This window comes from Caulobacter vibrioides, assembly GCF_002858865.1.
In the GTDB taxonomy this organism is placed as follows: Bacteria; Pseudomonadota; Alphaproteobacteria; order Caulobacterales; family Caulobacteraceae; genus Caulobacter; species Caulobacter vibrioides.
This window is the reverse complement of record NZ_PJRR01000009.1, coordinates 43396-68203: the sequence shown is the minus strand read 5'-3', so window position 1 is coordinate 68203 and position 24808 is coordinate 43396. Positions and strand designations below refer to the sequence as shown.

The 24808-nt window shown below is 66.8% G+C and carries 30 protein-coding genes and 2 pseudogenes; 17 read left to right on the top strand and 15 right to left on the bottom strand.

What is annotated here, in order from left to right:
* Nucleotides 1-12: 12 nt before the first annotated feature.
* The gene (locus CVUC_RS05580; RefSeq protein WP_096033659.1) at nt 13-957 is read left to right on the top strand and encodes a lysophospholipid acyltransferase family protein; all 945 of its coding nucleotides are present in this window, start codon (nt 13-15) and stop codon (nt 955-957) included.
* Here CVUC_RS05580 and CVUC_RS05575 read toward each other — a convergent pair.
* From CVUC_RS05575 to xseA, 4 genes are all read right to left on the bottom strand, one after another.
* Nucleotides 954-1472, bottom strand: coding sequence for a response regulator (locus CVUC_RS05575; protein WP_010920110.1), 519 nt, complete (start codon nt 1470-1472; stop codon nt 954-956). The two genes, CVUC_RS05580 and CVUC_RS05575, sit on opposite strands and share 4 nt — an antisense overlap.
* Nucleotides 1473-1607: 135 nt before the next feature.
* Complete coding sequence (locus CVUC_RS05570; RefSeq protein WP_096033658.1) at nt 1608-2459, bottom strand: M23 family metallopeptidase; 852 nt, start codon at nt 2457-2459, stop codon at nt 1608-1610.
* The gene (locus CVUC_RS05565) at nt 2444-2659 is read right to left on the bottom strand and encodes a DUF2093 domain-containing protein (protein WP_012640448.1); all 216 of its coding nucleotides are present in this window, start codon (nt 2657-2659) and stop codon (nt 2444-2446) included. Before CVUC_RS05565 ends, CVUC_RS05570 begins: the two co-directional genes overlap by 16 nt.
* A gap of 27 nt (nt 2660-2686) precedes the next feature.
* The gene (xseA, locus tag CVUC_RS05560) at nt 2687-4204 is read right to left on the bottom strand and encodes an exodeoxyribonuclease VII large subunit (protein ID WP_096033657.1); all 1518 of its coding nucleotides are present in this window, start codon (nt 4202-4204) and stop codon (nt 2687-2689) included.
* Between the two features lie 86 nt (nt 4205-4290).
* Between xseA and CVUC_RS20315 the strand changes: the two are divergent.
* Nucleotides 4291-4380 (top strand): annotated as a pseudogene (locus tag CVUC_RS20315) (hypothetical protein); the annotation flags it as partial.
* 99 nt (nt 4381-4479) lie between these two features.
* Here the strand turns inward: CVUC_RS20315 and gcrA are convergent.
* On the bottom strand, nt 4480-5001 hold the full coding sequence (gcrA, locus tag CVUC_RS05555; protein WP_024265783.1) for a cell cycle sigma 70 cofactor GcrA: 522 nt from the start codon (nt 4999-5001) through the stop codon (nt 4480-4482).
* 238 nt (nt 5002-5239) lie between these two features.
* On the opposite strand from gcrA, the gene CVUC_RS05550 reads away from it, so the two are divergent.
* The 4 genes from CVUC_RS05550 (at nt 5240) to CVUC_RS05535 (ending at nt 9612) form a co-directional block, all read left to right on the top strand.
* Nucleotides 5240-6061, top strand: a complete 822-nt coding sequence (locus CVUC_RS05550) for an ABC transporter permease (RefSeq protein WP_010920105.1) — start codon at nt 5240-5242, stop codon at nt 6059-6061.
* Nucleotides 6062-6215: 154 nt separating this feature from the next.
* Nucleotides 6216-7433 (top strand): aspartate aminotransferase family protein, encoded by a 1218-nt coding sequence (locus CVUC_RS05545; RefSeq protein ID WP_010920104.1) that lies wholly within the window; start codon nt 6216-6218, stop codon nt 7431-7433.
* A gap of 117 nt (nt 7434-7550) precedes the next feature.
* Entirely contained in the window at nt 7551-8486 is a 936-nt protein-coding gene (gene argF / locus CVUC_RS05540; RefSeq protein ID WP_010920103.1) for an ornithine carbamoyltransferase, read from the top strand.
* A 217-nt stretch (nt 8487-8703) separates the two neighbouring features.
* Complete coding sequence (locus CVUC_RS05535) at nt 8704-9612, top strand: Hsp33 family molecular chaperone (RefSeq protein ID WP_096033656.1); 909 nt, start codon at nt 8704-8706, stop codon at nt 9610-9612.
* A 150-nt stretch (nt 9613-9762) separates the two neighbouring features.
* On the opposite strand, the gene CVUC_RS19850 is transcribed toward CVUC_RS05535, so the two are convergent.
* The 3 genes from CVUC_RS19850 to metZ all read right to left on the bottom strand — a co-directional run bounded on the left by CVUC_RS19850 (nt 9763) and on the right by metZ (nt 11900).
* Nucleotides 9763-10197: a hypothetical protein gene (locus tag CVUC_RS19850; protein ID WP_024265782.1), complete on the bottom strand. Its 435-nt coding sequence runs from the start codon at nt 10195-10197 to the stop codon at nt 9763-9765.
* 73 nt (nt 10198-10270) lie between these two features.
* On the bottom strand, nt 10271-10735 hold the full coding sequence (apaG, locus tag CVUC_RS05525; protein WP_010920100.1) for a Co2+/Mg2+ efflux protein ApaG: 465 nt from the start codon (nt 10733-10735) through the stop codon (nt 10271-10273).
* Nucleotides 10716-11900, bottom strand: coding sequence for an O-succinylhomoserine sulfhydrylase (gene metZ / locus CVUC_RS05520; protein WP_012640446.1), 1185 nt, complete (start codon nt 11898-11900; stop codon nt 10716-10718). The genes apaG and metZ overlap by 20 nt, the downstream gene beginning before the upstream one ends.
* A gap of 175 nt (nt 11901-12075) precedes the next feature.
* Here metZ and CVUC_RS05515 point away from each other — a divergent pair, with 175 nt between their 5' ends.
* From CVUC_RS05515 to CVUC_RS05470, 10 genes and pseudogenes are all read left to right on the top strand, one after another.
* Nucleotides 12076-13101, top strand: a complete 1026-nt coding sequence (locus CVUC_RS05515) for a 2'-deoxycytidine 5'-triphosphate deaminase (protein WP_024265781.1) — start codon at nt 12076-12078, stop codon at nt 13099-13101.
* A gap of 112 nt (nt 13102-13213) precedes the next feature.
* Complete coding sequence (locus CVUC_RS05510) at nt 13214-13738, top strand: hypothetical protein (protein WP_096033655.1); 525 nt, start codon at nt 13214-13216, stop codon at nt 13736-13738.
* A gap of 116 nt (nt 13739-13854) precedes the next feature.
* The gene (locus CVUC_RS05505) at nt 13855-14118 is read left to right on the top strand and encodes a hypothetical protein (protein ID WP_164468148.1); all 264 of its coding nucleotides are present in this window, start codon (nt 13855-13857) and stop codon (nt 14116-14118) included.
* A gap of 28 nt (nt 14119-14146) precedes the next feature.
* Nucleotides 14147-14584 carry a hypothetical protein gene (locus CVUC_RS05500; RefSeq protein ID WP_096033653.1) on the top strand — a complete coding sequence of 146 codons (438 nt, stop codon included), beginning with the start codon at nt 14147-14149 and terminating at the stop codon, nt 14582-14584.
* Nucleotides 14494-15010, top strand: a pseudogene (locus CVUC_RS05495) (hypothetical protein). The gene CVUC_RS05500 and the pseudogene CVUC_RS05495 overlap by 91 nt, the downstream one beginning before the upstream one ends.
* A complete protein-coding gene (locus CVUC_RS05490; protein WP_010920093.1) occupies nt 15007-15201 on the top strand; it encodes a helix-turn-helix transcriptional regulator in 195 nt (64 codons plus the stop codon). The pseudogene CVUC_RS05495 and the gene CVUC_RS05490 overlap by 4 nt, the downstream one beginning before the upstream one ends.
* Before the next feature lie 27 nt (nt 15202-15228).
* Complete coding sequence (locus tag CVUC_RS05485) at nt 15229-15903, top strand: hypothetical protein (protein ID WP_096033651.1); 675 nt, start codon at nt 15229-15231, stop codon at nt 15901-15903.
* A 116-nt stretch (nt 15904-16019) separates the two neighbouring features.
* Nucleotides 16020-16958 (top strand): alpha/beta fold hydrolase, encoded by a 939-nt coding sequence (locus tag CVUC_RS05480; protein ID WP_096033650.1) that lies wholly within the window; start codon nt 16020-16022, stop codon nt 16956-16958.
* Nucleotides 16959-17051: 93 nt separating this feature from the next.
* Nucleotides 17052-17942, top strand: a complete 891-nt coding sequence (locus CVUC_RS05475) for a TraB/GumN family protein (RefSeq protein ID WP_096033649.1) — start codon at nt 17052-17054, stop codon at nt 17940-17942.
* 516 nt (nt 17943-18458) lie between these two features.
* Nucleotides 18459-19439 (top strand): hypothetical protein, encoded by a 981-nt coding sequence (locus tag CVUC_RS05470; RefSeq protein WP_125469935.1) that lies wholly within the window; start codon nt 18459-18461, stop codon nt 19437-19439.
* Between the two features lie 105 nt (nt 19440-19544).
* On the opposite strand, the gene CVUC_RS05465 is transcribed toward CVUC_RS05470, so the two are convergent.
* The 3 genes from CVUC_RS05465 to CVUC_RS05455 form a co-directional block, all read right to left on the bottom strand.
* The gene (locus CVUC_RS05465; RefSeq protein ID WP_096033647.1) at nt 19545-19883 is read right to left on the bottom strand and encodes a YciI family protein; all 339 of its coding nucleotides are present in this window, start codon (nt 19881-19883) and stop codon (nt 19545-19547) included.
* Between the two features lie 17 nt (nt 19884-19900).
* Entirely contained in the window at nt 19901-20449 is a 549-nt protein-coding gene (locus CVUC_RS05460) for a hypothetical protein (protein ID WP_096033646.1), read from the bottom strand.
* A gap of 460 nt (nt 20450-20909) precedes the next feature.
* Nucleotides 20910-21773: a DNA adenine methylase gene (locus tag CVUC_RS05455; protein ID WP_096033645.1), complete on the bottom strand. Its 864-nt coding sequence runs from the start codon at nt 21771-21773 to the stop codon at nt 20910-20912.
* Nucleotides 21774-22344: 571 nt separating this feature from the next.
* Here CVUC_RS05455 and CVUC_RS05445 point away from each other — a divergent pair.
* Nucleotides 22345-22785, top strand: a complete 441-nt coding sequence (locus CVUC_RS05445) for a hypothetical protein (protein ID WP_096033643.1) — start codon at nt 22345-22347, stop codon at nt 22783-22785.
* Nucleotides 22786-23092: 307 nt separating this feature from the next.
* Here the strand turns inward: CVUC_RS05445 and CVUC_RS05440 are convergent, their stop codons facing one another.
* From CVUC_RS05440 to CVUC_RS05425, 4 genes are read right to left on the bottom strand one after another with little or no spacing between them, the layout of a single operon-like run.
* Complete coding sequence (locus tag CVUC_RS05440; RefSeq protein ID WP_096033642.1) at nt 23093-23524, bottom strand: hypothetical protein; 432 nt, start codon at nt 23522-23524, stop codon at nt 23093-23095.
* Nucleotides 23521-23892 (bottom strand): DUF6527 family protein, encoded by a 372-nt coding sequence (locus CVUC_RS05435; RefSeq protein WP_096033641.1) that lies wholly within the window; start codon nt 23890-23892, stop codon nt 23521-23523. The genes CVUC_RS05440 and CVUC_RS05435 overlap by 4 nt, the downstream gene beginning before the upstream one ends.
* Before the next feature lie 2 nt (nt 23893-23894).
* Nucleotides 23895-24389 (bottom strand): TIGR02594 family protein, encoded by a 495-nt coding sequence (locus CVUC_RS05430; RefSeq protein ID WP_096033640.1) that lies wholly within the window; start codon nt 24387-24389, stop codon nt 23895-23897.
* A gap of 53 nt (nt 24390-24442) precedes the next feature.
* A complete protein-coding gene (locus tag CVUC_RS05425) occupies nt 24443-24805 on the bottom strand; it encodes a hypothetical protein (protein ID WP_096033639.1) in 363 nt (120 codons plus the stop codon).
* Between the last annotated feature and the right edge of the window lie 3 nt (nt 24806-24808).

Sequence of the window (24808 nt, the reverse complement as noted above, 5' to 3'; positions counted from 1 at the left end):
TACTAAGACCGCATGTCTGAAAAGCGTCAGCCTTGGGTCCAGGACCTGTTGTGGCGGTTGGAAGCCCTGGGCTTCGACCTGTTTATCGGCGCCGTGCGCCTGATGGGTGTGGATCGCGCGTCGGACTTCGGCGGCTGGCTCGGGCGGACGTTCGGGCCGATGAGCGGGGCGCACAAGGTCGCCAGCCGCAATCTGAAACTGGCGTTTCCAGACAAGGACGCGGCCTGGCACGAGACGATCCTGCGCGAGCAATGGGACGGTCTGGGCCGCTCGTTCGCCGAGTTTCCGCTGATGGACAAGATTCTCCCGTCCACCGGCCGCGTCGAGGTGGTGGGCAAGGAGCGCCTCGTCGAGATCGCCGAGAACAGGATCCCGGTCGTGTTCGTTTCGGGACACCTGTCGAACTGGGAGGTGATGCCGGCGGCCATCGTCGACAGCGGGGTGATCTGCGAGATGACCTATCGCGCCGCCAACAATCCCTATGTCGACAAGCGGATCAAGGAGAGCCGGTTCCGTTATGGCGTCCGGCTATTCGCGCCCAAGGGGGGCGACGGCGCGCGCGAGCTGCTGGAAGGCATGAAGCAGGGCAAGTCCGTGGCCCTGATGAACGACCAGAAGTTCAACAGCGGCGTCGCCGCGCCATTCTTCGGTCATCTGGCACATACCGCGCCCGGCCCGACGCGCCTGGCGATCCGCTTTGGCACGGTGCTTCAGCCGATGTCGGTACAACGTCTGAAGGGCGCGCGGTTCCGGGCGGTGGTCCATGATCCGATCGTTCCGCCCAAGACCGGCGATCGGACAGCCGATATCGAAGCCGGTGTTCGGATGATCAACGCGTTCATGGAGGATCGCATTCGCGAGCGCCCCGCCGAGTGGTTCTGGGTCCATCGGCGCTGGCCCAACGAGGTCTATGCCGCGCTGGCCGAACGTGAGCGCGCCGCAGAGTCGTCCAGCTAGATTTCGAGGGTCGGGCCGGCGGCGTCCTTCTCGCCCGAGCGACGGAACGGACCCTGGTGCTGCGGGTCCACACGGCGTCGGCGGCAGGGGCCGAAATAGTCCGGCGACCGGATGAACGGGCGCGGATGGAAGATCACGGTGTTGATGCGATCCAGCAACGACCGCGCCGTCACCGGCTTCACCACGATCTCGGTGACGCCGGCGTCGCGCGCCTCGAACACCCGATGCCGCTCGGCGAAGCCGGTCAGCATGATGATCGGCAGGTAGGGGTCGACCGTGTCGGGCGAGTTGCGGACCAGCTGGGTGAACATCACGCCGTCGAGCGGGTTCATCTTGAAGTCGACGATGGCGATATCGGTCTGCCAGTCGCGAAGGATCTGCAGCGCCTCGGCGCCGTCCATCGCTTCCCGGATATGCCGAACACCGACGCCCTTGAGGATCGCCGAGACGATCGAGCGGATGTGCTGGTTATCGTCCACCAGCAAAAAACGCAGCTTTTCGAGCACCGCCGACATGCGGGAGCCGTCTCCTCAAGGATCTCGCGGGATGACCGAAGCCGATGGTCGCTCCCCCGCGACATCGGCTTCTGATATCGGCGGCATAGCTAACGAATGATTGAAACTCTCGCCAGGGGCGAATTGATCCCAGCATTAGCCGAGAAGCGGGCCTGCGCCGACCAGAAGCGACGGGTCCATGTTCCGTCCACGCCATTTCATCCGCCAGCACAGATGCGGTCCGGTAGCCCGGCCTTCCTCGCCGGTCAGGGCCACCTCGTCACCTCGTCTCACGTAAGTCCCGGGAGAAACGAGGATTTTTGACAGGTGGAGATAGGCGGTCACCAAGCCCTGGCCGTGATCCAGCAGCAGCAGGCCGCCTTCAAAGTGCAGTCCGGTCTCGGCGAAAGCCACAATCGCCGACGCCGGCGATCGTACCTGCGTCCCCACGGGGACGGCCAGATCAACCCCATAATGGGGACGCCTTGGCTCGCCATTGAGGATCCGTTGGCCGCCAAACCGCGCAGAGCGGCGCGCGCCCACAACCGGAAGTATGAATCCCTCGCGGAAGCCTTCGATGTCGGCCTGGCTGGCGAAGCCGGCCACTTTGCGTGTGTTTTCGGCGGCGAGCCGTTCCAGCAAGGCCGGGTCCGTCGGAGACACCTGTTCGGGTGGCAGCCCGTCGATCCTTTGGATGTCGAAGTCGCCGAGGGCGATGGCGCGTTCGTCGACGGCGGAGCCATCGGGCGTGGTCACCGTCAGGACCGAGGTCGGCGGGGCGTCACGATCGAAGCCGATGACGAACCAGCCATCGGCCGAGGCGGTCGTCTGCACAAGGCCGTCGAGATCGATCATCGCGCGCGGTGCGGTGCGTCCGACGGCGTAGCCGCCCTGAACGAACTTTCCAGAAAGCGAAAGCCCCGGCGCGGCGGCGCGCGCCAGGCCAGATAGGCCCAAGGTCAGCGGAAGCGCGGTCAGGACCGCGCGGCGGCTCAGGCCCCCTGCCAACGCTTCAGCGCCTCGGCGGGTCCGGCATAGGCCTCCTGGTGCTCGGGGCTCCAGTAGCGCAGGGCCTCCAGCGGGATCTGCTTGTTGCTCACCGCGCACAGCACGAAGCGGCCGGGCGAGAGCACGGCGTACTCGCCGTCGCCATAGTGCAGGACGGCCAGGCCGTCGGACTTGCCGAGATCACGATCGAAAGCGTTCATGAGGTCATTCTACGCCAAGCCGCCGGTTCAGAACAGATCGCCCTGACCGGCGGGCGGCGCCGCAGGTTTGGGGCGCGGCTTTGGTGCAGGCGCCGTTGGCGCAGGGGCAAGGCCGCCTTCGCCGTCGATCACCGCGTCGCGGTCGCCGCTCTTGAACTTCAGGTTCACCCGCTCACCGGAGACGAGGTCGGCGGCAGAGCGGGCCAGGGTCCCATCGCCCTTGCGCACCAGCGCAAAGCCCAGTTCCAGCGGGCGCTCAGGATTGAGCGACTGGCGGAGCTTTTCCAGGTTCGCCAGGCGATCGGCGTCGCGCTGCAGGCGCCGTTGACCCGCCGCGTTCAAGCGGTCCCACAATGCGGGCAGACGGGCGTGCTGCGCCACGCGATCGGGCGCGCGCCGCGCGGCCAGGTCCAGGCGGCGGGACAGATCGGCAAGGCGCTCGGCCTTGACGGCGCGCTGGCGTCCGAGCGCTTCGGGCGTCAGGCGCGCGGTGACCTTCAGCAGGCTCTGGGCGTGGACGGTGGTGTTGCGATCCAGGGCCGCGTCCAGGCGGCCCGAGGCGATATCGAACCGCTGCTGCGCCAGGGCCAGCAGATCGTTGGGACGCGGCAAGCCCCGCGCGGCGCTGACCAGGCGCGTGCGGCGCTCCTCGATGGTGCGGGCGCCACAGCGGTTCAGGCGGCGATCGAGATCCGAGATCAGGGCGCGCAGCTCTGCCAGCACGGGCGTGGCCATCTCGGCGGCCGCCGTCGGGGTCGGCGCGCGGCGATCCGAGACGAAGTCGATCAGGGTGGTGTCGGTCTCGTGCCCGACGGCCGAGATCAGGGGGATGGTTCCCTCGGCGACGGTCCGGGCCAGGCCCTCGTCGTTGAAGGCCCACAGGTCTTCCACCGAGCCGCCGCCGCGCGCGACGATCAGCACATCGGGACGCGGCACGGGTCCGCCCGGCTGGATGGCGTTGAAACCCCGGATCGCGGCGCTGACCTGGCCGGCGGCGGCGTCGCCCTGCACCACGCACGGCCAGACCAGCACCTGACAGGGCCAGCGGTCGCGGATGCGGTGCAGGATGTCGCGGATCACCGCGCCCGTCGGGCTGGTGATCACGCCGACCACGGCGGGCATCGAGGGCAGGGGGCGTTTGCGCTCGGGCGCAAACAGCCCCTCGGCGGCCAGCTTGGCCTTCAGGCGCTCCAGCTGCGCCAAGAGGGCGCCGACGCCGGCCGCCTCCATGCTGTCGATGACGATCTGGTAGCGCGAGCCGGCCGGATAGGTGGTGATCTTGCCGGTGACGATGACTTCCAAGCCGTGCTCGGGCCGCACGCCGAGGCCTCGGACATTGCCCTTCCAGACCACGCCGTCGATCGCGGACTTGTCGTCCTTGATGGTCAGATAGACGTGGCCGTTGGAGTGGTGCGTGACCTTGCTGAGCTCGCCTCGCAACCGCACGAAGCCGTAGCGGTCTTCCAGCGTGCGCTTGAGGGCGAAGGCCAACTCGGAAACCGAGTAGGGCGGCGCGTTGGAATCGGTTGGCGGCAGGTCGCTCATGGCAGTTTATCTAAGTGGGAAGCGCCTGCGGGTCACCCAGTCGGATACCAATTGGATCGTCATCCCGCGCTTTATGCGCGGGATCTATGGCTCAGCTTCTACGTGAGAACTTCATTTCGCTCCGCACTTGCGGCGGACGAATGGGTCCCGCGCATAAAGCGCGGGATGACGCCGGTTAAGACGCGGATGGTCTTTGCCTGCGTCCAGAAATGAGAAATCCCGGACGGCCGTTTGGGCCATCCGGGATCCGCCGCTCTGAGAGACTATTGTTCTTCTTAGATGTAGCGGCGAAGCGAGCGGGCCAGTTCGGCGCCGCCGCTCTTCTTCTTGGTCTGCTGGGGCTGGTAGGCCACCCGCGCGTGCTCGACGCAATAGGGGCCTTCCGACGAGCGACGACCGCAGAAGGTGAAGCCTTCCGACGACGGATCGCCGATCGGCCACTTGCACATGTGCGCGCCCAGGGTCAGCACGGTGGCCGAGCCGGGTTCTTCGTGACGGAAAGCCGGCAGCGGAGCCGGAGCCGCGGCGACCGGAACCGACGTGGGGGCCTCGACCGGCGTCACGCGGCGCGGAGCCGACGGCATCGCCTGGGCGGCCGGACGCGCCGGGCGCGGCGCCTTGAAGGCCGGACGGGCCGGTTGCGAGGGAGCCGCGCGGCCCGACAGGCCCAGACGGTGCACCTTGCCGATCACCGCGTTACGCGTCACGCCGCCCAATTGCTTGGCGATCTGGCTGGCCGAAAGGCCGTCCAACCAGAGCTTCTTCAGGGTGGAAACCCGTTCGTCGGTCCAGCTCATTACCCGTCTCCGCCATTCGAGAGAGGGTGAGGGCGTCCCCACGCCCGTCACCCTATATATGGTGATCGATCCGCCCCGCCGGCGGTCGTCCTACTAGATATCGTAAAGAATGCGTTAAAACGCACAATGGGCGCCATCGACTCTGTCCACAGAAACAAGATGTTGATTCCGGCAAGCCCGCGCTTGCGAAAAGGGCCCCCAAGGCGCACATGGCCAAGCAGAACAAGGGTTTGAGCTGATGAGAGACACGGCCGAGAGCGTCATTCCGCCGCAGCCCCGCGACTATCGCGGCTGGAACTGGTCCGGCTTCGTCACGCTCTACCAGCGTGAGATCCGCCGGTTCTGGAAAGTCGGCACCCAGACGGTCGCCGCGCCGGTGGTCACGACGCTGCTCTACATGCTGGTCTTCGTGGTCGCGGTCGGCGCCAGTCGCCCGGCCGTGGGCGGCGTGACCTTCGGCCATTTCGTGGCCCCGGGCCTGATCATGATGGCGATCCTGAACAACGCCTTCGCCAATTCCTCATCGTCGCTGATCCAGGCCAAGATGATGGGCCTGACGCCGGACTTCCTGACGCCGCCGCTATCGGCGCTGGAACAGGTCTCGGCCTTCGCCCTGGGCGCGGCCACGCGCGGCGTGGTCGTGGGGGCGGTGACGGCGATCGTCATCGGCGTCCTGCCGGGCGCGGGCCTGTCGGTCGCGCACCTCTGGGCGGTGCTTTATTTCGGGCTTACGGCTTCGCTGATCCTGGGACTGGCGGGCGTGCTGGCCGGCCTGTGGGCCGAGAAGTTCGACCAGCTGGCGGCCGTGACGAACTTCCTGATCATGCCCATGACCTTCCTGTCGGGCACCTTCTACCTGGTCGACAAGCTGCCCGAGCCGTTCCGGTCGGCGAGCCACTTCAACCCCTTCTTCTACCTGATCGACGGCTTCCGGTATGGCTTCATCGGCCATGCCGACGGCTCGATCGCGATCGGCGTCGTGACCGCCGGTCTTCTCACCGTGGTGATGTTCCTGTGGTGCTGGAGGCTCTTCGTCACCGGTTACCGTCTCAAGAGCTGAGGCGCCGGCGCCATAGCCCGGAATTTCGCTGGCGTTTCAGGGCCTTTTTGAGGGGGCTTTCATTGACACGACGGCGTTCCACGGCGACAACCTGCGGCCTTCCAGTCCCCGCGCTCAAGGCGCGGGGGCTTGTTTCCTTTTAGGGAGGCCGGTCTTGAGCACCGCGACGTCGTCCACCACCTCGCAGCACCACATCATGGGCGTGTACAACCGCGCTCCGCTGGCGTTTGAGCGAGGCCGAGGCGCGCGCCTGATCTCGACCGAAGGCGAAGAGTACCTGGACTGCGTGGCGGGCATCGCCACCAACGGCCTGGGTCACGCCCATCCGGCGCTGGTCGAGGTGCTGAAGGCCCAGGCCGAGAAGCTCTGGCACGTCTCCAACATCTACCGGATCCCTGAGCAGGAAGAGCTGGCCGACGCCCTGTGCGCCAACTCGTTCGCCGATGTGGTGTTCTTCACCAACTCGGGCACGGAAGCCGTGGAGTGCGCGCTGAAGACGGCCCGCAAGTATCACTCGGCCAACGGCCAGCCCGAGCGCATCGATATCTACGGCTTCGACGGCTCGTTCCACGGCCGTACCTACGCGGCGGTCAACGCCTCGGGCAACCCGAGCTATGTCGACGGCTTTGGCCCGCGCCTGCCGGGCTACAGCCAACTGACTTTCGGCGACCACGACGCGATCAAGGCCGCGATCGCCAGCCCGACCACGGCGGCGATCATCGTCGAGCCGGTGCAGGGCGAGGGCGGCGCGCGCTCGATCCCGACCCAGTGCCTGGTCGGCCTTCGCCAGCTGTGCGACGAGCACGGCGTGCTGCTGATCTATGACGAAGTTCAGTGCGGCATGGGCCGGACCGGCAAGCTCTTCGCCTACGAGTGGGCGGAAGGCGGCGAGCCGCACATCATGGCGGTGGCCAAGGCCCTGGGCGGCGGCTTCCCGATCGGTGCGTGCCTGGCCACCACCGAAGCAGCCAAGGGCATGACGGTCGCGGCGCACGGCTCGACCTTCGGCGGCAACCCGCTGGCCATGGCCGTGGGCAAGGCGGCGCTGGAGATCATCAAGTCGCCTGAGACGCTGGACAATGTGAAGACCGTTTCGGGCTTCTTCACCCAACAGCTGAACGGCCTCAAGGACCGCTTCCCGGACGTCATCGTCGACGTGCGCGGCAAGGGCATGCTGATCGGCGTCAAGCTGATCCCGAACAACCGCGACTTCATGGTCCTGGCGCGCGACGAGAAGCTTCTCATCGCCGGCGGCGGGGACAACTGCGTGCGCCTGCTGCCGCCGTTGAACCTGACCATCGAGGAAGCCAGCGAGGCGATCGCCAAGCTCGAAAAGGCTTGCGAGGCCGCGCGCGCCAAGGCCGCCGCCTAGACCCAACCCTTTTTCCGACCTTCCCGGCGAAAGCCGGGACCCAGATTAAGCCCGTCTAGTTCCCGGATGACTCTGGGCCCCGGCATTCGCCGGGGAGGCGGGGATAGGGATCGTCCGATGACTCAACCCCGCCACTTCATCGACCTGTGGAAGCTGGACGGTGCGACCCTGCGCCTGCTGCTGGACGACGCCCACGCCCGCAAGGCGGCCCGCAAGGGCTGGCCGCAGGGCAAGGTCGACGCCGATGCGCCGGCCAAGGACCGCGTGCTGTCGATGATCTTCCAGAAGAACTCGACCCGCACCCGCTTCTCGTTCGACGCGGCCATGCGCCAGCTGGGCGGCAGCGCGATCATCTCGACCGCTTCGGACATGCAGCTGGGCCGCGGCGAGACCATCGAGGACACCGCCAAGGTGCTGTCGCGCATGGTCGACGCGGTGATGATCCGCGCCAACAGCCACGCCGACGTCGAGCGCTTCGCCCAGGTCTCGACCGTGCCGATCATCAACGGCCTGACCGACAAGAGCCACCCGTGCCAGATCATGGCCGACATCCTCACCATCGAGGAGCATCGCGGCCCGATCGCCGGCAAGACCATCGCCTGGGTCGGCGACGGCAACAATGTCTGCTCCAGCTTCATCCATGCCGCGCCTCTGCTGGGCTTTGAGCTGAAGATCGCCTGCCCGGCGGTCTATCACGCCGATCTGCACGACCTAGCCCGCGCCGAGGGCCTGCAGGGCAAGGTCAGCATGACCACCGATCCCAAGGCCGCCGTCAGCGGCGCGGACGTGGTCGTGGCCGACACCTGGGTCTCGATGGGCGACACCGACCATGACGAGCGCTTGGCGGCGCTTGAGCCCTATCAGGTCGACGACAGGCTAATGGATCTGGCGGCGGGTAACGGCGTCTTCCTGCACTGCCTGCCGGCGCATCGCGGCGAAGAGGTCACCGACGCGGTGCTGGACGGTCCGCGCTCGCTGGTCTGGGACGAGGCCGAGAACCGCATTCACGCCCAGAAGTCCGTCCTGGCCTGGTGCTTCGGCGCGATCGGATAAGGTTACCGGCCAGCGCCGGTTGGTAAACGCTGGCCGGTGTCGCCGTCGCATATGGGCAAAAGCGGCGGCGATCCCAAGTGAGTCCGAATCCCTCGTTGTCGCAACGAGGCGTTCGGTCGCATGCACCCGATCTCGGGAGACCCTGGTGCGGGCTCCGTTGCCGTGTGTCTTCGATCCGGGCTCGCAATTTCGCCAGAACCTCCTATCTAGCCTCCCCATGACCGACATCGCCCCCGACACCGGCGTCCTCGACGACGTCGTTTCCGCGTTTCAGATCGAGAACCTGCCCGTACGCGGCCGGGTGGTGCGCCTTGGCGCGGCGATCGACGAGGTGCTGACACGCCATGACTACCCCGAGCCGGTGGCCAACCTGCTGGGCGAGGCCTGTGCGTTGGCGGCCCTGGTCGGGTCGAGCCTGAAGTTCGAGGGACGGTTGATCGTCCAGGCCCAGGGCGACGGCCCCGTGCGCTATGTGGTCGTCGATTACGACACCAGCGGCGGCCTGCGCGGCTATTGCCGGTTCGACCCCGCAGAAGTGGCGGCGGTCTCGGAAGGGTTCGTGCGCCCCGGCGCCAAGACCCTGCTGGGCGGCGGCGTGTTCATCATGACCCTGGATCAGGGACCGGACATGGATCGCTACCAGGGCGTCACGCCGATCGAAGGTGAGACCCTGGCCCTGTGCGCCGAGCAGTACTTCGCCCAGTCCGAGCAGACCCCCACCCGTGTTCGTCTGGCTGTGGGGCAGGCCGATACAGGGCAGGGCGCAACCTGGCGCGCGGGCGGCATCCTGATCCAGGTGATCGCCGGCGATCAGGCGCGGGGCGAGACCCAGGACGCCTGGACGCACGTGCAGGCGCTGTTCGAAACGACCGGCGAGGACGAACTGATCGACCCGACGGTTTCGACCCCGACGCTGCTGTGGCGCCTGTTCAACGAGGACGGCGTTCGCCTGCTGGACGAGAAGCCGCTCAAGGCGTTCTGCCGCTGTTCGGAAGACCGCATAGGCGTGGTGATGGACTCGTTCTCGGCCGAGGAGGTCGCCGAGATGGTCGAGCCGGACGGCAAGATCCACGTGACCTGCGAATACTGCTCGCGGATCTACAAGCTGGATCCGCCGGGGGCGTGAGGGCCCTTCGGCCTGACCGAGTTAGAATAGCGAACAAGAAAGGCCGGCTCTCGGATGGGAGCCGGCCTTTTTCGTGCCTGAATAAGCTTGGGATTGGTGGGGCCAGAGCGACTTCGAGCAGCCTCAAAGCTCAGGCCAAACCCAATACCTTTAGAAACCGCAACCCGTGCTCTTCCAGCCGGCCCTGAACGCGTCAGCGTTTTCCGACGTCTCAAGGGAGGCGGCGCCGGGACGCGCGATGAAGCGGCGTTTTTCGGTCTCGCCCGAGGCGGCGATACTGTCGACCACGCCGCAGACAACCATGACTTTCTGGTAGCGGCCAGTGCGGATGCCTCTGAACTCGGCCGTTTTGGGGTTGGCCAGCTTGATCGCGATGGCCTTCTCGATCTGCGGCATCAACCTTTCGACACGGGCTTGCTGAGCGGGCGTTTGAAAATCCACGCGCCCGCGCCCGATATCGACCGTAGGGGTCAGGACGACGCCTTGGTGCATGTAGTGCTGCCTGGCGATGGCGGACTGCGCCATGACCTGCGGCGCGAGCGCCATGGTGAGGATCAAGGCGCAGATGGAGGTCCGGACAAGCATGAGCGAGGCGCCTCAGAGCTGATCTCTGAAGGCTCTACCTATCCGCGTCTAATGTCAATTACGCCTCAATCGATCAGTTGAGCTTCATCGCCGCGCCCGGCAGGTGCAGCGAGAACTCCGGGATCGCCACGTCGAACAGGTCGCCCGCGTCGGTGACCATCTGGTAGCTCCCCCGCATCGCGCCCGACGGCGTAGGCAGAGGGCAGTTGGAGACATAGCGGAACGCCTCGCGCGGCTTCAGCTCGGGCTGTTCGCCGACCACGCCGCTGCCCTCGACCTCGTTCACCCGGTTGAAGCCGTCGGTGATCGTCCAGCGGCGCGCGATCAGGGTGACCGTCTCTTCGCCGTGGTTCTCGATCTCGACCGTGTAGGACCACAGATAGAGGCCCTGCTCGGGCGAGCTTTCCTCGGCCGCATAGGTGGGGAAGACGCGCACGACGATGTCGCGCGTGCGGGCCTCATAGGCGGCGCTGTCGCTGCCCCGGCGGCGTCTCATGCGTTGCATGGGCGGGGAGGTCTCACGCCTGATCGAGCGCACGGATCACATCCCGCTTGAGATCTTCCACGCTCTCCAGGCCCACCGACAGGCGCACGCCGCCTTCGGTGACGCCCAGTGACGGGCGTTCGGCTTCGGGGACCGAGCGGTGGGTGGTGGTCGGCGGGTGCGTGGCCATCGACTTGGCGTCGCCGAGATTGTTGGAGATGTCGACGATCTCCAGCGCGTTCAGGAACTTGAAGGCGGCCTCGCGGCTGCCCAGATCCAGCGCGATCACGGTGCCGCCGCCGGTCATCTGCGCCTTGGCGACATTGTGGCCGGGGTGGTCGGGGCGGAACGGATAGAGCACCGTCTGCACCTTCTTGTGCTCGGCGATGGTGTTGGCCAGGGCGAAAGCGCTGTCGGCCTGGCGGCGCACGCGCAGGTCCAGGGTCTCGAGACCCTTCAGCATCACCCAGGCGTTGAACGGCGACAGCGACGGGCCGGTGTGGCGCAGGCTGTCGCGGTAGAACTCCTCGTTGATCGCCTCGCTGGTCAGGATGGCCCCGCCCAGCACCCGGCCCTGGCCGTCGATATGCTTGGTGGCCGAATAGACGACGACGTCCGCGCCCAGCTCCAGCGGCTTCTGGAAGATCGGGGTGGCGAACACGTTGTCGACGATGACCTTGGCGCCGACCGCATGGGCCAGTTCCGACACCGCGCGGATGTCGGTGATCTCCAGCACCGGGTTCGAGGGCGTCTCGACCAGCACCGCCTTGGTGTTGGGCCGCATCGCCGCTTCCCAGGCCTTGGGGTCGGTGGCGTCGACAAAGGTGGTCTCGACGCCAAAACGCGGCAGCCACTCGCTGACGATCCAGCGGCACGAGCCAAAGAGCGCGCGGCCGGCCACGACGTGGTCGCCGGCGCGGACCAGGCCCATCAGGGCGGCGTGGATCGAGGCCATCCCGGTGGCCTGGGCGCGACAGACCTCGGCGCCTTCCAGCAGCGCCAGGCGGTCCTCGAACATCTTCACGGTCGGATTGTTGAACCGCGAATAGACGAATCCGGGATCTTCGCCGGCGAAGCGGCGGTCGGCGCCCTCGGCGCTGTCATAGGTGAAGCCTTGCGTCAGGTAGAGCGCCTCGGCGGTCTCCATGAACTGAGAGCGCGCGATCCCCCCACGGATCAATTTCGTCGCGACGTCCCAGTCCTTCGGGTTCTCGGCCACGGGCCCGCCTCCTACGCAAAAACGCGCGCATAAGGAGCGGGGGAGGGGGCGGGGTCAAGCCAGAACGCCTGCCAGAGCGTCAGAGAATTGTCATAGGGGAAAAGTGCGGTGTCACAGGCGAGCGCCATTCGCTCGCGCCTTGCGTTTGCGGCCGGGTTTGGCGAGTGTCGCGCCGATGACCGACGCCCATTCCGCAGGGATTCTGCCCTGCCAGACCATCGAAGAGCTGATCGCTGAAGAGGCCATCACCTCGGCCACACCGTTCGACGTCGATCAGGTGCAGCCTGCGAGCCTGGACTTGCGGCTGGGCGCGCGCGCCTGGCGCATCCGCGCCTCGTTCTTGCCCGGTCTTTCCAGGAGGGTACCCGAGCGCCTGAAGGACGTGGCCATGCACGAGCTGGACCTGACCAAGGGCGCGGTGCTGGAGAAGGGCTGTGTCTATATCGCCGAGATCCAGGAGCGCCTGGCCCTGCCGATGACGGTGTCGGCGCGCGGCAATCCCAAGAGTTCGACGGGGCGGGTCGACGTGTTTGTGCGTCTGCTCACCGATCACAGCCGCGCCTTTGACGACGTGGACGCGGGCTACACCGGGCCGCTCTATATCGAGATCGCGCCGCAGACCTTTTCGGTTCTGGTCCGCGCCGGCACGCGCCTCAACCAACTGCGCTTGAAGCGCGGCGAGCCGGCCAAGCTGGCCACCCGCAGCGTCGGGGTGGACCTGCTGTCCGAGACCGGGATCGTCGGCTTCCGCGGGCGTCGCCACGCCGGGGTGGTGGATCTCGATCACGAGGACGGCCATGATCCGCGCGACTTCTGGGAGCCGCTGGAGGCGCGCCGCGGCGAACTGCTGCTGGATCCGGGCGAGTTCTACATCCTGGCCAGCAAGGACGACATCGAGATCCCGGTTCTGGAAGCCGCCGAGATGACGCCGATCGACCCATCGGTCGGTGAGTTCCGTGTGCACTATGCCGGTTTCTTCGATCCGGGCTTCGGCACCGAGGAGGCCGCCGCCGTCGGCTCCAAGGGCGTGCTCGAGGTCCGCAGCCACGAGACGCCGTTCCTGCTGGAGGACGGCCAGACGGTCGCACGCCTGGTCTATGAGCCGCTCACCGCCCGTCCCGCGCGGCTCTACGGCGAAGGTGGCTCCCACTATCAGCGGCAAGGGCTCAAATTGTCCAAGCACTTCAAGGCTTGGCGCTAGAGTCTTCTGACTTGGGGCGATAGGTCGCGGCCCGGGTTACGAGCCGGGTAACCGAGATGCGGTTTGCTGGGCGCGTGCTTTTACACGGGCCTTTTGGCGATGCCGCGCGACGCTGCACAGGGATTATCGGATCTGCCGCCGGCGCGCGCCCGGGCGGAAGCGGCGGTGCGCCGTGTCCGATGACCTGTCGCAGGGGCTGTCGCGCGTCAACGCGCCGCAACCGCATCTAGTGGACAGTCTGTGCGGTTACACAAAATCTAGTCGTCGTTCTCCTGGGGCGCGACTCAGTCCTGTCCGACGCGGAGGATGGCGCAGGTTTCTACGGAGGCCCTTCTTGGCCCGCATCGCTCATGACCCGTTCCTGATCCTCCAAGGTCGCGTCGAGGCCTGGGAACGGTGCATGCGGATTCCCGGCTGCGACAAGTCGCTGTGGCGACAGGACGCCCAAGGGCGGGTCATCCGCTGGTCTGATTTTGGCGATCGCTTCTCACGCTACGGCTGGGAGGTGATGGCTTTGCCGCCGACCGGCGTGCTGGGCCGCGCGCTCTTGCGGCGGCGACTCGTGGCGGTCCATTGGCGCGGTTTGGTCGGCGAGACCTTGAACGAAGACCCCTTCCTGGGCCGTCGCGCAGCCTGAAACATCAAGCAGATCCGTCATTTAGTCTTGCTCGCAAGACAAAATGACAACTACGCTTGACATAATGCTGCGAATGCATGACAAACATCCTTGTCATTTCGACGAGGAGGCTTGTCATGAAGAAGAACGCTCAACGCACCCCCGCCACCCGCACCCAGAAGCTGGCCATTGGTATGGCCGCCAGCTCCGGTTCGCTGGTGGTGGCGATCGGCGCGGCGCGTGAGATGGGTGGTCCGCTGCTGGCGGCGGGTCTGGCCCTGGGGCTGGCGGCGCTGGGAGCGGTCTTGTTCCTGGTTCTCCGGGAGCGCCCGTCGAAGGGCCCCAAGGACACCTCGAAGAGCGAGCAGGACGGCGCGGTCGAAGCGCTGGCCGCCCTCTAGTCGCCCGATCCGGAGCAAGGCTTTCCCAATGAGCGAACAAAACGGAACCCAGGCCCGCCGACAGGCGATCGCGCTGCGAATGCTTGTGGGCTGCGGCATGTTCGGCGCCGTCTGCGGCGCGAGCTATGCGCTCCTGAACAAGATGGGTGTGTCGCCGCCGTCGCAATGGATGGGGATCTCGCTGCTGATCTTGACCCCGATCCTGGTCGGCATCTCGGTCATCTACTGGCGCAACATCGATGAAGCCGCTCGCGAGGCGCACAAGTTCGCCTGGTTCTGGGGCGGTTCGACCACGATGCTGTTGGGCGTGGGCGTGGCGCTGCTGATCGGCGACGATCGGCTCGTCGCCATGGCCGGCCCGCACTCGCCTTCCGAATGGTTCGCGATCGGCATGTTCAGCCTGATGGCCGTGCAGCTGGCGGCCTACAGCCTGGTCTGGTCGATCTGGTGGCTGCGCCAGCGCTGAGCGCCGCTGAAAAGGAGAATTGCGATGGCCCAGAAGATGTCTCCCGCCATGCGCCGCTACCTGCTCCGGTTCACGCCCGCGATGCTGGCCTATGTGGCGGTCTTGCCTTGCTCGATCCTGCTCTACGAGCACTTCAAGCCGACCGGCTTGGCGCTTTGGGCGGTGGCGGTGGCGCCGGCGCTCCCGATCGTCGCGGTGATCGCCATCATGGGCGTCTACCTCGCCGAGGAGACCGACGAGTTTCAGCGGAACATGTCCGTCCAGGCCTTGCTGTGGGCGATGGGGCTTACCCTGGCCGGCGCGACCGTCTGGGGCTTCCTCGAGAACTTCGGGGTGCTGGGTCATGCGCCGACCTATCTGGCCTTCCCGGTGTTCTGCGGAGCTTTCGGTCTGGCCCAACCTCTGGTTCGCTGGAGGTACAAGTGAAGAACCGCCTCAAGGTGCTGCGCGCCGAGCGCGACTGGAGCCAGGCGGATCTCGCTGACCGGCTGGAGGTCTCCCGCCAGACCATCAACGCCCTGGAGACCGGCAAGTACGACCCCAGCTTGCCGCTCGCCTTCAAGATCGCCCGCCTGTTTGGGCAACCCATCGAGTCCATCTTCCAGGACGAGGCCTAAGGGCCCGCACAGTTCGAGGATACCGTGATGAACCTCGTTTCGAAGTCTCCCAAGCCGCGCCGCCATCGCCTGCTCCAGGCCCTGGTCGGCGCCGTGGTGGCCGCGCCTCTGGGCTACCTGTTCGGCGGCTATCTGGTTTCGCTGGAAGAGGCTGGCGCGGCCGTTTCGGTCGACCTGTCCTGGTCTGACGTTTTGGCCGTGGCGTTGGCCGCTATGATGGCGCTGACCGGTCTCATCACCCTTTTGATGAGCCTCAGCCGCCGCGCCCTTGGACGCCAGATCAATCCCGAGGAGGTGCGACCGGCGACTCCCGCCCAGGCGGTCTTCTACGCCCAGAACGGCTTCGTGCTGTTCCTTGCGGGCGTGATGATGGCCACGCCGGTCATGGTTCCGCTCGTCTTCGCGCCGCTGTCGCCGATGATCGCCTCGGCGGCGATGGCGGGACTGATCGCGCTCTTGCTGATCCAGACGGCGGGCAACATCGCCATCTGGGTTCGAAGCGACGAGTTCATGCGCCGCGCCATGGGCGAAAGCGCCGCTATCAGCTTCGCCATCCTCCAGGGCCTGCTCTTCCTGTGGGCGGCGGGCGAGAAGCTGGGCCTTCTGCCGCAACTCACCCTATGGGACGCCGCCAGCATCATGATGGCCGCCTACCTGGTGATCGGTCTGTTCATCACCTGGCGCCGGGGCCTGGCCAGCTAGGCCCTTACGCCCGCGCCCGGACCACCCGGGCGGCCATTCCACCAAACCCTTCGTCACCCCAACACCGGCGCGCGACGCTGAAGCCTTCCGCGCGCCCCTATCCAAGGACAAAGATCGTGACCCTCAAGACCTCGTGCTCCCGTCGCAACCGCCTCGGCGCTTCAGCGGTTTTCGTGGCCATTCTTGCCGCCACCGGCGTGTTCGGCGGCGACCACGCCCACGCCGCGCCCCTGGCGCCGATCGCCGCCAGCCCCGCCGCCGACCGCATGACCGTGACGGTCGTCGGCCAAGGCCCCGACGTCATCCTGATCCCGGGCCTGGCTTCGTCCAGCGCGGTCTGGGACGCCACCGTCAAGCAGCTGTCGGCGACCCATCGGGTCCACGTGGTGCAAGTGGCGGGTTTCGCCGGCGCGCCGGTGGCCGGCAACGCCGACGGCGCGGTGGTCGGTCCGCTGGTGGAGGCGGTCGACGGCTACATCAAGGCCAAGGGCCTGAAGTCGCCCGCCGTGATCGGCCACTCCCTGGGCGGGTTCACCGGCCTCTTGCTGGCCCAGCGCCATCCGGAGTCGATCGGCCGTCTGATGATCGTCGACAGCCTGCCGTTCTTCTCGCTGCTGTTCTCGCCGGCGGCGACGCCCGAGACGGTGCGTCCGCAAGCCGTTCAGATGCGCGACGCGACGGCGGCGATGAGCCCCGAAGCTTTCGCCGGCCAGCAGGCCATGGGCGCGCCGCGCTTTGTGAAGTCGGCGGAGGGCCAGAAGCAGGTCATCGCCTGGGGTGGCGCCTCGTCGCCCTCGGTGGTCGGACGCGCCATGTACGACCTCCTGGTCACCGACGCGCGCGGCGACCTGGCCAAGGTCAAGGCGCCGACCACGCTGCTCTATGCCTACGACACCGCCATGGGCATGCCGTCGACCGCCGCCGACCGGCTGTTCGTCGACGCCTATGCCGGTCTGCCGGGCCTGAAGGCGACCCGCATCGATGATGCGCGCCACTTCATCATGCTCGACCAGCCTCAAGCGTTCGCCCAGGCGGTCGCTGACTTCCTCAAGTAGCTTACCAAGAAAAATCAATCCTGGGTCGAACTTGGCCTTGCGCTGACCTCAGACCCGCCTCACTTCTCTTCATATCAAGCCATCGGGGTTCCCATGCTGTTCAAATTCAACCGTCCCGCTCGCCGCCTCCTGGCCGGCCTGGCCTCTGTGTTCGCGCTCGGCTTCGCCGGGACCGCCCTGGCCGAACCGGCCCTCTGGGCGATCAAGGACAAGGACTCGACCATCTACCTGTTCGGCACGATCCACGTGCTGAAGCCCGACACCCAGTGGCGCTCGGCCAAGATCGACAAGGCCCTGGCCGACAGCGGCGACCTGACGCTCGAACTGGTCGGCGCGGACGATCCGGCGGTGATGCAGCCGCTGGTCATGCGCTACGGCCTCGATCAGGCCAACAAGCTGTCGGCCAAGATCGGCACTGAGGACTTCAAGCGCGCCACGGACATCGGCCAGTCGGCCGGCATGCCGCCCCAGGCCCTGGAGATGATGCGTCCGTGGCTCGCCGCCGTTTCGCTGGCCATGGCGCCGATGATCAAGGCCGGCTACGACCCCAAGAGCGGCGTCGAGGGCGTGCTGACCCGCGAGGTCAAGGCCGCCAACAAGCCGATCGCCGGCCTGGAGACCCCCGAGCAGCAGATCCGCTTCTTCGCCGACCTGCCGTCGGCCACCGAGATCGAGTTCCTCAAGTCCAGCCTGAAGGACGCCGAGGGCGGCGTCGAAAAGCTCGACAAGATGGTGGCGGCCTGGGCGGCGGGCGACGTGAGCGGGCTGGAAGCCCAGTTCATCACCGAGATGAAGACCCAGTATCCGGACCTTTATGAGCTGCTGCTGGTCAAACGGAATGTCGACTGGGCCAACCAGCTCAAGACCAAGCTGGCCGGTTCGGGCGTCAGCTTCGTGGCCGTCGGCTCGGGCCACCTGGTCGGCGCCGAGAGCGTGCAGGCCCAGCTGGCCAAGCTCGGGATCAAGGCCGAACGCGTCAAATAGGTCACGTCGCCCTTGATCTGAAGAGCCCGCCCGGTTCGTCCGGGCGGGCTTTTTCGTGGGCCTAGTGGATCCTTTCTGACGCTTCCCTCCCGCGCTTGAGGCGTCGGGATCATGGGTTCAACGCCCTTCTTCCCAATCCTCGCCAAGCAGAAAAGCGATCTGCAGCCGCGATTTAACTCGCGGTTGTTGGGGGATCGCCGTAAGGCCGCTTCATCCAACGGGGTGAGTGATATGAGTCTGAAATCCATCGTAGCCGCCTTGGCGCTGGCAGGCTCGTGCGCGGCTTCCGCTCACGCCGAGACCGCTAAGCCGCTGACCTTCGTTGAGCGCCTGACGCAAGCGGGGGCGCCGCTGACCGTCCGGCCGCAGGGTTTTTCGGGTCCAGGAGCCGCGATCCTGTCGGAGGCTGTCAACGCCAGCCGGTACGTTCTTGTCGGCGAGAGCCATCATTCGCGCGAGATCCCCGCCTTCACCACGAACATCTGTCGCTTGATGGCGCCGGGCGGCCTGACGGCCATGGTCGTCGAGATCGGACCGGAGGCGGCCGGCGTGGTCAACGCGCGGCTGAGAGCGCCGAACCGGGAACAGCAGATTTCCGATTTCATGCGCGCCCATCCCGACGCGATGGCCTTCCTCAACGGCCGGGACGAAGGTCAGACGGCGGCCGATTGCGCGGGCCTCGCCGGGCCGAACTTCAAGCTGTGGGGGCTTGATCAGGAGTTCTTCGGCGTCAGCGGCTATCTGTTCGAACAGATGCTGGCGGCTGGTCCAGGACCGCTCGCCAGCGCCCAGATCAAGGCTCTGGCCGAACAGGAGCGGGCGGCGACGCAGGCCGCGCTGGCCTCCGGCTCACCTTTCGACCTGTTCCTGCTCAAGGTCACCGATGCGACGCTGGATCAGGCGGGAACAGCCATCGACCAGGACGGCGGCGAACGGGCCAAGGCGTTGTTCGCCGCCTTGCGCGAAACACGCGCCATCTATCAGGGCTCGCGGACCCGCACCGGCGACTCGAACGGGCGCAGGGCGCGCCTGATGAAGCGGACGCTGGCGGCGCATTTCGCCGAGGCGCCGCAGGCGCGCCTGCTGATGAAGTTCGGCGCCTACCATCTCTACAAGGGCTACAATCCGCTCGGTCAGCGCGACCTGGGCAATTTCGTCGCCGAACGTGCCGACGGAGAGGGCGTGAAGTCCCTCAACCTCATCGTCGCCGGCGCGAAAGGCGCGCTGGGCGGATATGCCGGCGTCGGCCGCCAGGTGACCGCGAAGACCTTCGATGGGACCACTAAGGACGGCGACTGGCGCAAGGATGTGATGCTGGCCCGCCCATCGAACGCGCCGGCGAGCGACTGGTTCGTGGTGGATTTGCGCCAATTGCGCAGCGCCGATCTGGAAGCCCTGACGCCTGAATGGCGCGCGCTCATCCGCGGGTACGACCTCGCCGTTGTGGCGCCGGAACTGTCCGCGTCCACCGTGCTGGGGGCTCGTGACGCCCCCTAGAGCGTTCTCCGATCAGTGTGAAGCGGTGATCGGAGAACGCTCTAAGCTTTTGAAGTAGAGCCCTTTTTGTCCGATCTGATTGGTTCAATCAGATCGGAAAGGGCTCTAGCTGGCCGGGTCGTACATGAACTCGCGCAGCTCCTGATCGCACTGGCAGGCGGCGGCCATCTTGCGGGACCAGGCGATGGCGGCGTCGCGAGACGGCAGCTCCAGCACGGCGAAGCCGCCATCCAGATGACTGCCCGGATAGATCTCTGCCGAGACCGCGCCATCGGCCGACACCCGCACCGGCGCGACCCCCTCATGGATACCGCCGGCGAACACATAGACCCCGGCCGCCTTGGCCTCTTCGATCACCGCACGGGCGGCGTCGCCGACGGCGGGCAGGTCCTCGGGCGACACCTGCATGGCCGCGCTGGGGAAGGAGATCAGGTACTTGGTCATGCCCGCCGTACGTCGCGCTACGGATTGGGTCTGGTCGCGGGCGTCGCAGGGGGCGCCGCGATGCCGGCCTCCTTCAGCGCGTAGGCAAATTCGCTCGAGGCCTTAAGGCGCGGCAGATACCGGATCGTCCGCCGGGCGCTCACGGGAAAGGACTGGGTGTCGTAGGACCCGCGTTTCGAGCAGGTCGCCGCCTCGCACCGGCTGCCTTCGTCGCGCAGCACGATCGTCTGATTGCCCTTGGCGTCCCTGCCGCGCTCGAGCGTCAGCGTGCAGCGCTCGCCCTGATGGCCGTCGACCGGACCGCGATAGCGCAGACGATCGCCCTCCAGGGTCGCCACGCCATAGAATTTGCAGCTGTTGGCCGCTGAGAAGGAGAGATCGGCGCGGACATACGCGCGGTTTGGCCCAACGGGCACGATTTCGAGCACGTCCTCCGACACGCCCGGCGCAGGCCCCGTCACGTTGAACCGCTGCTTGTAGACCCCGGACCAGTCGGCGACACCGACGGCGGCCATCGCGCTCCCCGCGGCGAGGATAGCGATCACGGACAGGACGAGGGGCTTCATGGATCTCTCCTCAGACGAAGGGTCGTGTAGCGCAACCTAGCCACGGCAGGCAATCGCACGCGCCGCAGAGGTCGGGCTTGTGGTTGAGTGCGTCCTTCGAGGCTCGCCTTCGGCTCACACCTCAGGATGAGGAACACTGCTGCTACGCCCCTCATCCTGAGGTGCGCGCTCTTGAGCGCGCCTCGAAGGACGCAGGGAGCCAAGGTCCCCTCGGGGTCGAAAGCCGATGATTTTAAGCGGAAACTGGAGCGGGCGGGGGGAATCGAACCCCCGACATTCAGCTTGGGAAGCTAGGGCTGATCTAATGTTTTCAATGGCTTGAAGCCCAACTTCCGACAAAACCCGCTACCGTGAATCAATGGGTTAGCTGGATTTTCCCAACCAAAAGGGCAGGGAATTTTCGGCTCGGAAGCCGGGTGAATTGCGCCCGGGAGGCGCGCCGCCACCCGGGCGCCTAGCCCTAGAACAGCGCCGCCTGGGGCTCAGCCAGGCCGAGCGGAACGCCCTTCGCGATCAGGAGCTCGGCCGCCGGCGCGACGTGGTCTCCGCCAGCGATCGAATAGGTCGTTTGAACCGCCTCGATGTCCGCCCATGCGAACGCCGCTCGCATTTCCGGGACGTCGTTGATCGACAGCAGGAAGCGGCCCCGGATCCCGGCCAGGGTTTCGGCCAGGCGCAGGAAGTCCGCCCGGGCGAAGATCTCGCGGCCATAGTCGTCCTCCGAGCCGTAGTAGGGCGGATCGAGATAGAACAGGGTCCCCGGCCTGTCATAGCGGGGGATGAAGTCCGCCCAGTCCAGGTTCTCGATGATCACCGTCGCCAGGCGGTCGTGGATCCGCTTCAGGCGCGGCTCGAGGCGGGCCAGGTCGAAGTTATGGGGCTTGGACGGATCGACGCCGTAGTTCCGCCCTCGGACTTTTCCGCCGAAGGCAAGTGTCTGCAGATAGAGCAGCCGCGCCGCGCGCTCGATGTCGGTCAGGTCGTGCGCGGCGACCGTCTTCAGGCGATCAAACTCGACCCGCATCGCCGGCCGCCAGCGGAGCTCGCGCAGCAGCGCCTCGGGATGTGAGCGCAGCACGCGGAAGAGGGTCACGACGTCGCCGGATACGTCGTTGATCACCTCGACAGCCGGCCGAACCGACCGGCGCAGGAACACACCGCCCATGCCGAGGAAAACTTCGCAGTAGGCGTCGTGCGGCGTGCTGGCCAGCACCTGGCAGATCCGCTTGGCTAGGTGGCGCTTGCCGCCAATCCAGGGGGCGGGCGGCTCGGCCGAGGAAACAGGCAGGTACGGAATTCGCACCCCTTCAGGGTTGTGCGTCATTGTGGGTTACTCCTGTGAGCGATTAGGAGTCCGCCGCCTCCGGAGGCTGGGGCGGACGCGCCGTCGGCGATCGACGGCGTCGCGTGGCGATGGAGCTATCGCCGATCGGCGCGTTGCCGCGCGCCGGTCCCGCCCTATCCGGAGGGGGCGGAATGTCGCGGCGGCTTGACTCGAGGTCGCCGCCGGCATGAGAACATCGCGAGAACAATCGCGATGGCCCATCATGTATCCTGGCCTAAACCAGCCGCCGAGAAGCCTCGGCCATTGCGCCGATCGCGGCATGGAGTTGCGGACCTATTGCCGCGCCTGCGATACCGTCCGCGCCTTCAAGGCCAGAGAGGTCTGCCGCGCCTTCCGGTCCTGGACTATCGACGAGATCCAGCGGGCAGGGGCGCTTGGTTGCGGGGTCTGTCGCCAGCCCACCAGCTTGGTCTTGATGGGGGAGTATTGGGGCCGGCCGACCAGTGTCGAGGCTTGGCCAGTCGACGACGCGGCCTGGACCATGGCGCAGTGCGACGGGCTTAGTGGATAGATTGGGCGCTTCGCGCTCGAGGACCCAAGGTTAGCAAGCATGAGCGAAACGCCGCAAAGTCGCTGGAAGACCGCCTGGTCGTACCTCTTGAGCATCAAGCATCTGGCTTCGGAGTCGCCGGATGTTCACAGCCACCACTCGCCGGCGATCTATCTCCTTGGCGGCTTCGTCTTGGAGCTCGGGTTCAAGGCCTTTCTGTCTGGCCGGGGCGCCACCTTCAAATTCGATCACGACCTGAATGCGCTCTACAGCGACTACCTTCGCCAGGGCGGTGAGGATGATCCCGGGCTTGCCGGGATGATCGATATGATGGCCGTCCCTCATAAGCGCCACTTCTGGCGCTACATGCCCAACGAGGAGCAACTGCTGGTGCCCACGCCGGCGGCGCTGGCAAAGCACCTCGAGCCGTTTCTGATCAGCATCGCTAACCAGGTATCCGGCGGGCCAGAATACTCAGAGGCGTGGCTGGCTGCAGGCTAGGCCCGGGACAAGTGAAAGCCCGCCGCCAGCGCGAGCCGGCGGCGGGCTTTGTTTGGCGCGCTCAAGCCATAGCGAGCGCGGGTGTAGAGGATCGGCCCGGCCAAGACCGGGCTAGGGTCGTTTTCGATCGTCGGGCGGGGGCGTGCAGCGTGCCTGGCCCTGCTCGAGGCGTCGCCAGCCGCGCCGCGCCCAGGCCGGCCAATCCGTCTCGCGCCACTGCAGGAAGGCAACGGCCTTCACCTCGCCCAGCGCGGCGACGATCGCCTGATAGAGCAGATCCTGGTCGACGCCGGCGGGGGGAAGCGGTTCAGCCTCGAGGGGCGCGCAGATCGCCGCTGGCGGCGGATCCGGCGGCGCCGGGCTTGAATGCGGAAGCTTCCCAGGCCTGCCGATAGTCGAGCATGCCGCCAGGGCCAGGCTGGCGGCCAGGAGCGGGAGGAGGAGCGCCTTTCGCATGGTTGATCGCGCGGCCAACGGCCACGCCCTTCTGAAAGCTGCTGGAGATCTCGGTGGCGCAGGCTTGGTCGGCCTCGCCCCGATCGTCGGCCTCGTCGCCGGCGCGCGCGAGGATCTTGCGATCGCGCTCGCCGATGTCGCGGCGGAGGTTGTACTCGCGGGCCTGCTGGTCCTTGTCCTTCAGCCGCCAGGTCACCAGCTGGTCGTGCTGGTAAAGCGTCAGGAGGCCAAGGACGCCGGCCAGAACCCACGGCCCAAAGCGAGCGGCGATCGGCGCGATCACGACGCCACCTCGCCCTCGGGCCAGGCCGGCAGGTCGACGGTATGGCCGGCCAGGTCGTGGGTGCTGTCGGCCAGGAACTGGATGCGGCCGTCCGTCACGAAGCTGTGGCAGACGCCACACTTCAGGTCCGGGAACTCATCCTTGTCAGGCCAGGTGCAGTAGCATTGGCCTGAGTGACCTTCGATGAAGTGGCCCTGACGGACCAGGATCGAGGGCGTGAAGGTGGGCTTTCCGGGATCGCCGTTGAAACCCCATCGCGGGCCAGGTCCCTGCCCAACCGCGATCATATGCGAGGCCTGACAACCAGGACACCAGAAGGCCAGCCCGCCGCCTTCGATAGAGCGGAGAATGATGGAAAGCTGCGCCACGGCTAGGCCTCCCCCGTCGTCACCGGCACGCCGGCGGCGCTCACGCGAAGCGGCCGCGCGTCAATCGGCCGGCCCCCTGGCCAACGGCAGGCGACCTTGCGGGCCTTATCGATCCGCGTGACGCAGACCTTGTCGCCCTGGTTGCCGCCCAGGACGTGGAAGTGGGTCTCGTCCTCGCCGACATAGAAGCCGACATGGCCGCCGCCTTCGCGCTCGAAGACCAGGACCGCGCCGACGCACGGCGTGACAGCCAGGCCCCACGTCGTCCAGGCCTTGGCGCGGACGGCGATCGGCGGCAGCTCGATCCCCACGGCGTTGACGCAGTGCGCGACGAACAGGCCGCACCAGGGCGTGCTGTCGCTGGCGTAGGCGACGCCCAGCTTTCGCGCGCCGACCTTGGCGGCCATTTCCATGATCTTGGGAGTGTTGGCAGGCCCAGGGGTCTCGCGCACGCCGATCAAGGCGCGTGCGACCGCGAGCCAAGGCGCATCGGCCATGACGAGGATCCTTTTTGACGATGGAGAGGGATGCGAACGGCGTTCGCAGAGAACTAGGGCAGAAGCCGCCGGCGGCGATCGAGCGCCATCGCCTGGCGGATCGCTTCGGGGCTGATCGAGATCGGCCCAACCCGCGCGCGGCCGTCGATGACGCCGTCCAGGCCGTCAACGTGACGCAGGATCTTGGGGCCGTAGGTCGCGCCGAAGAACAGCGCCAGGCCGGCCAACATCAGGAAATCACCAAGGCCTGGGGGCTGGCCGTTGAACCGCGGAATCGCGGCTAGGACCAGACCTGAGGCGAACATGGCCAGGCCCAGGCGCTGCAGCCGGGACAGCAGGCCGCCCCAGCCCAGCAGCAGGAGGCAGACCATGCCCACGAGGACACTCGCCGCGATCATCGAGAGGATCTGCGCCATGGC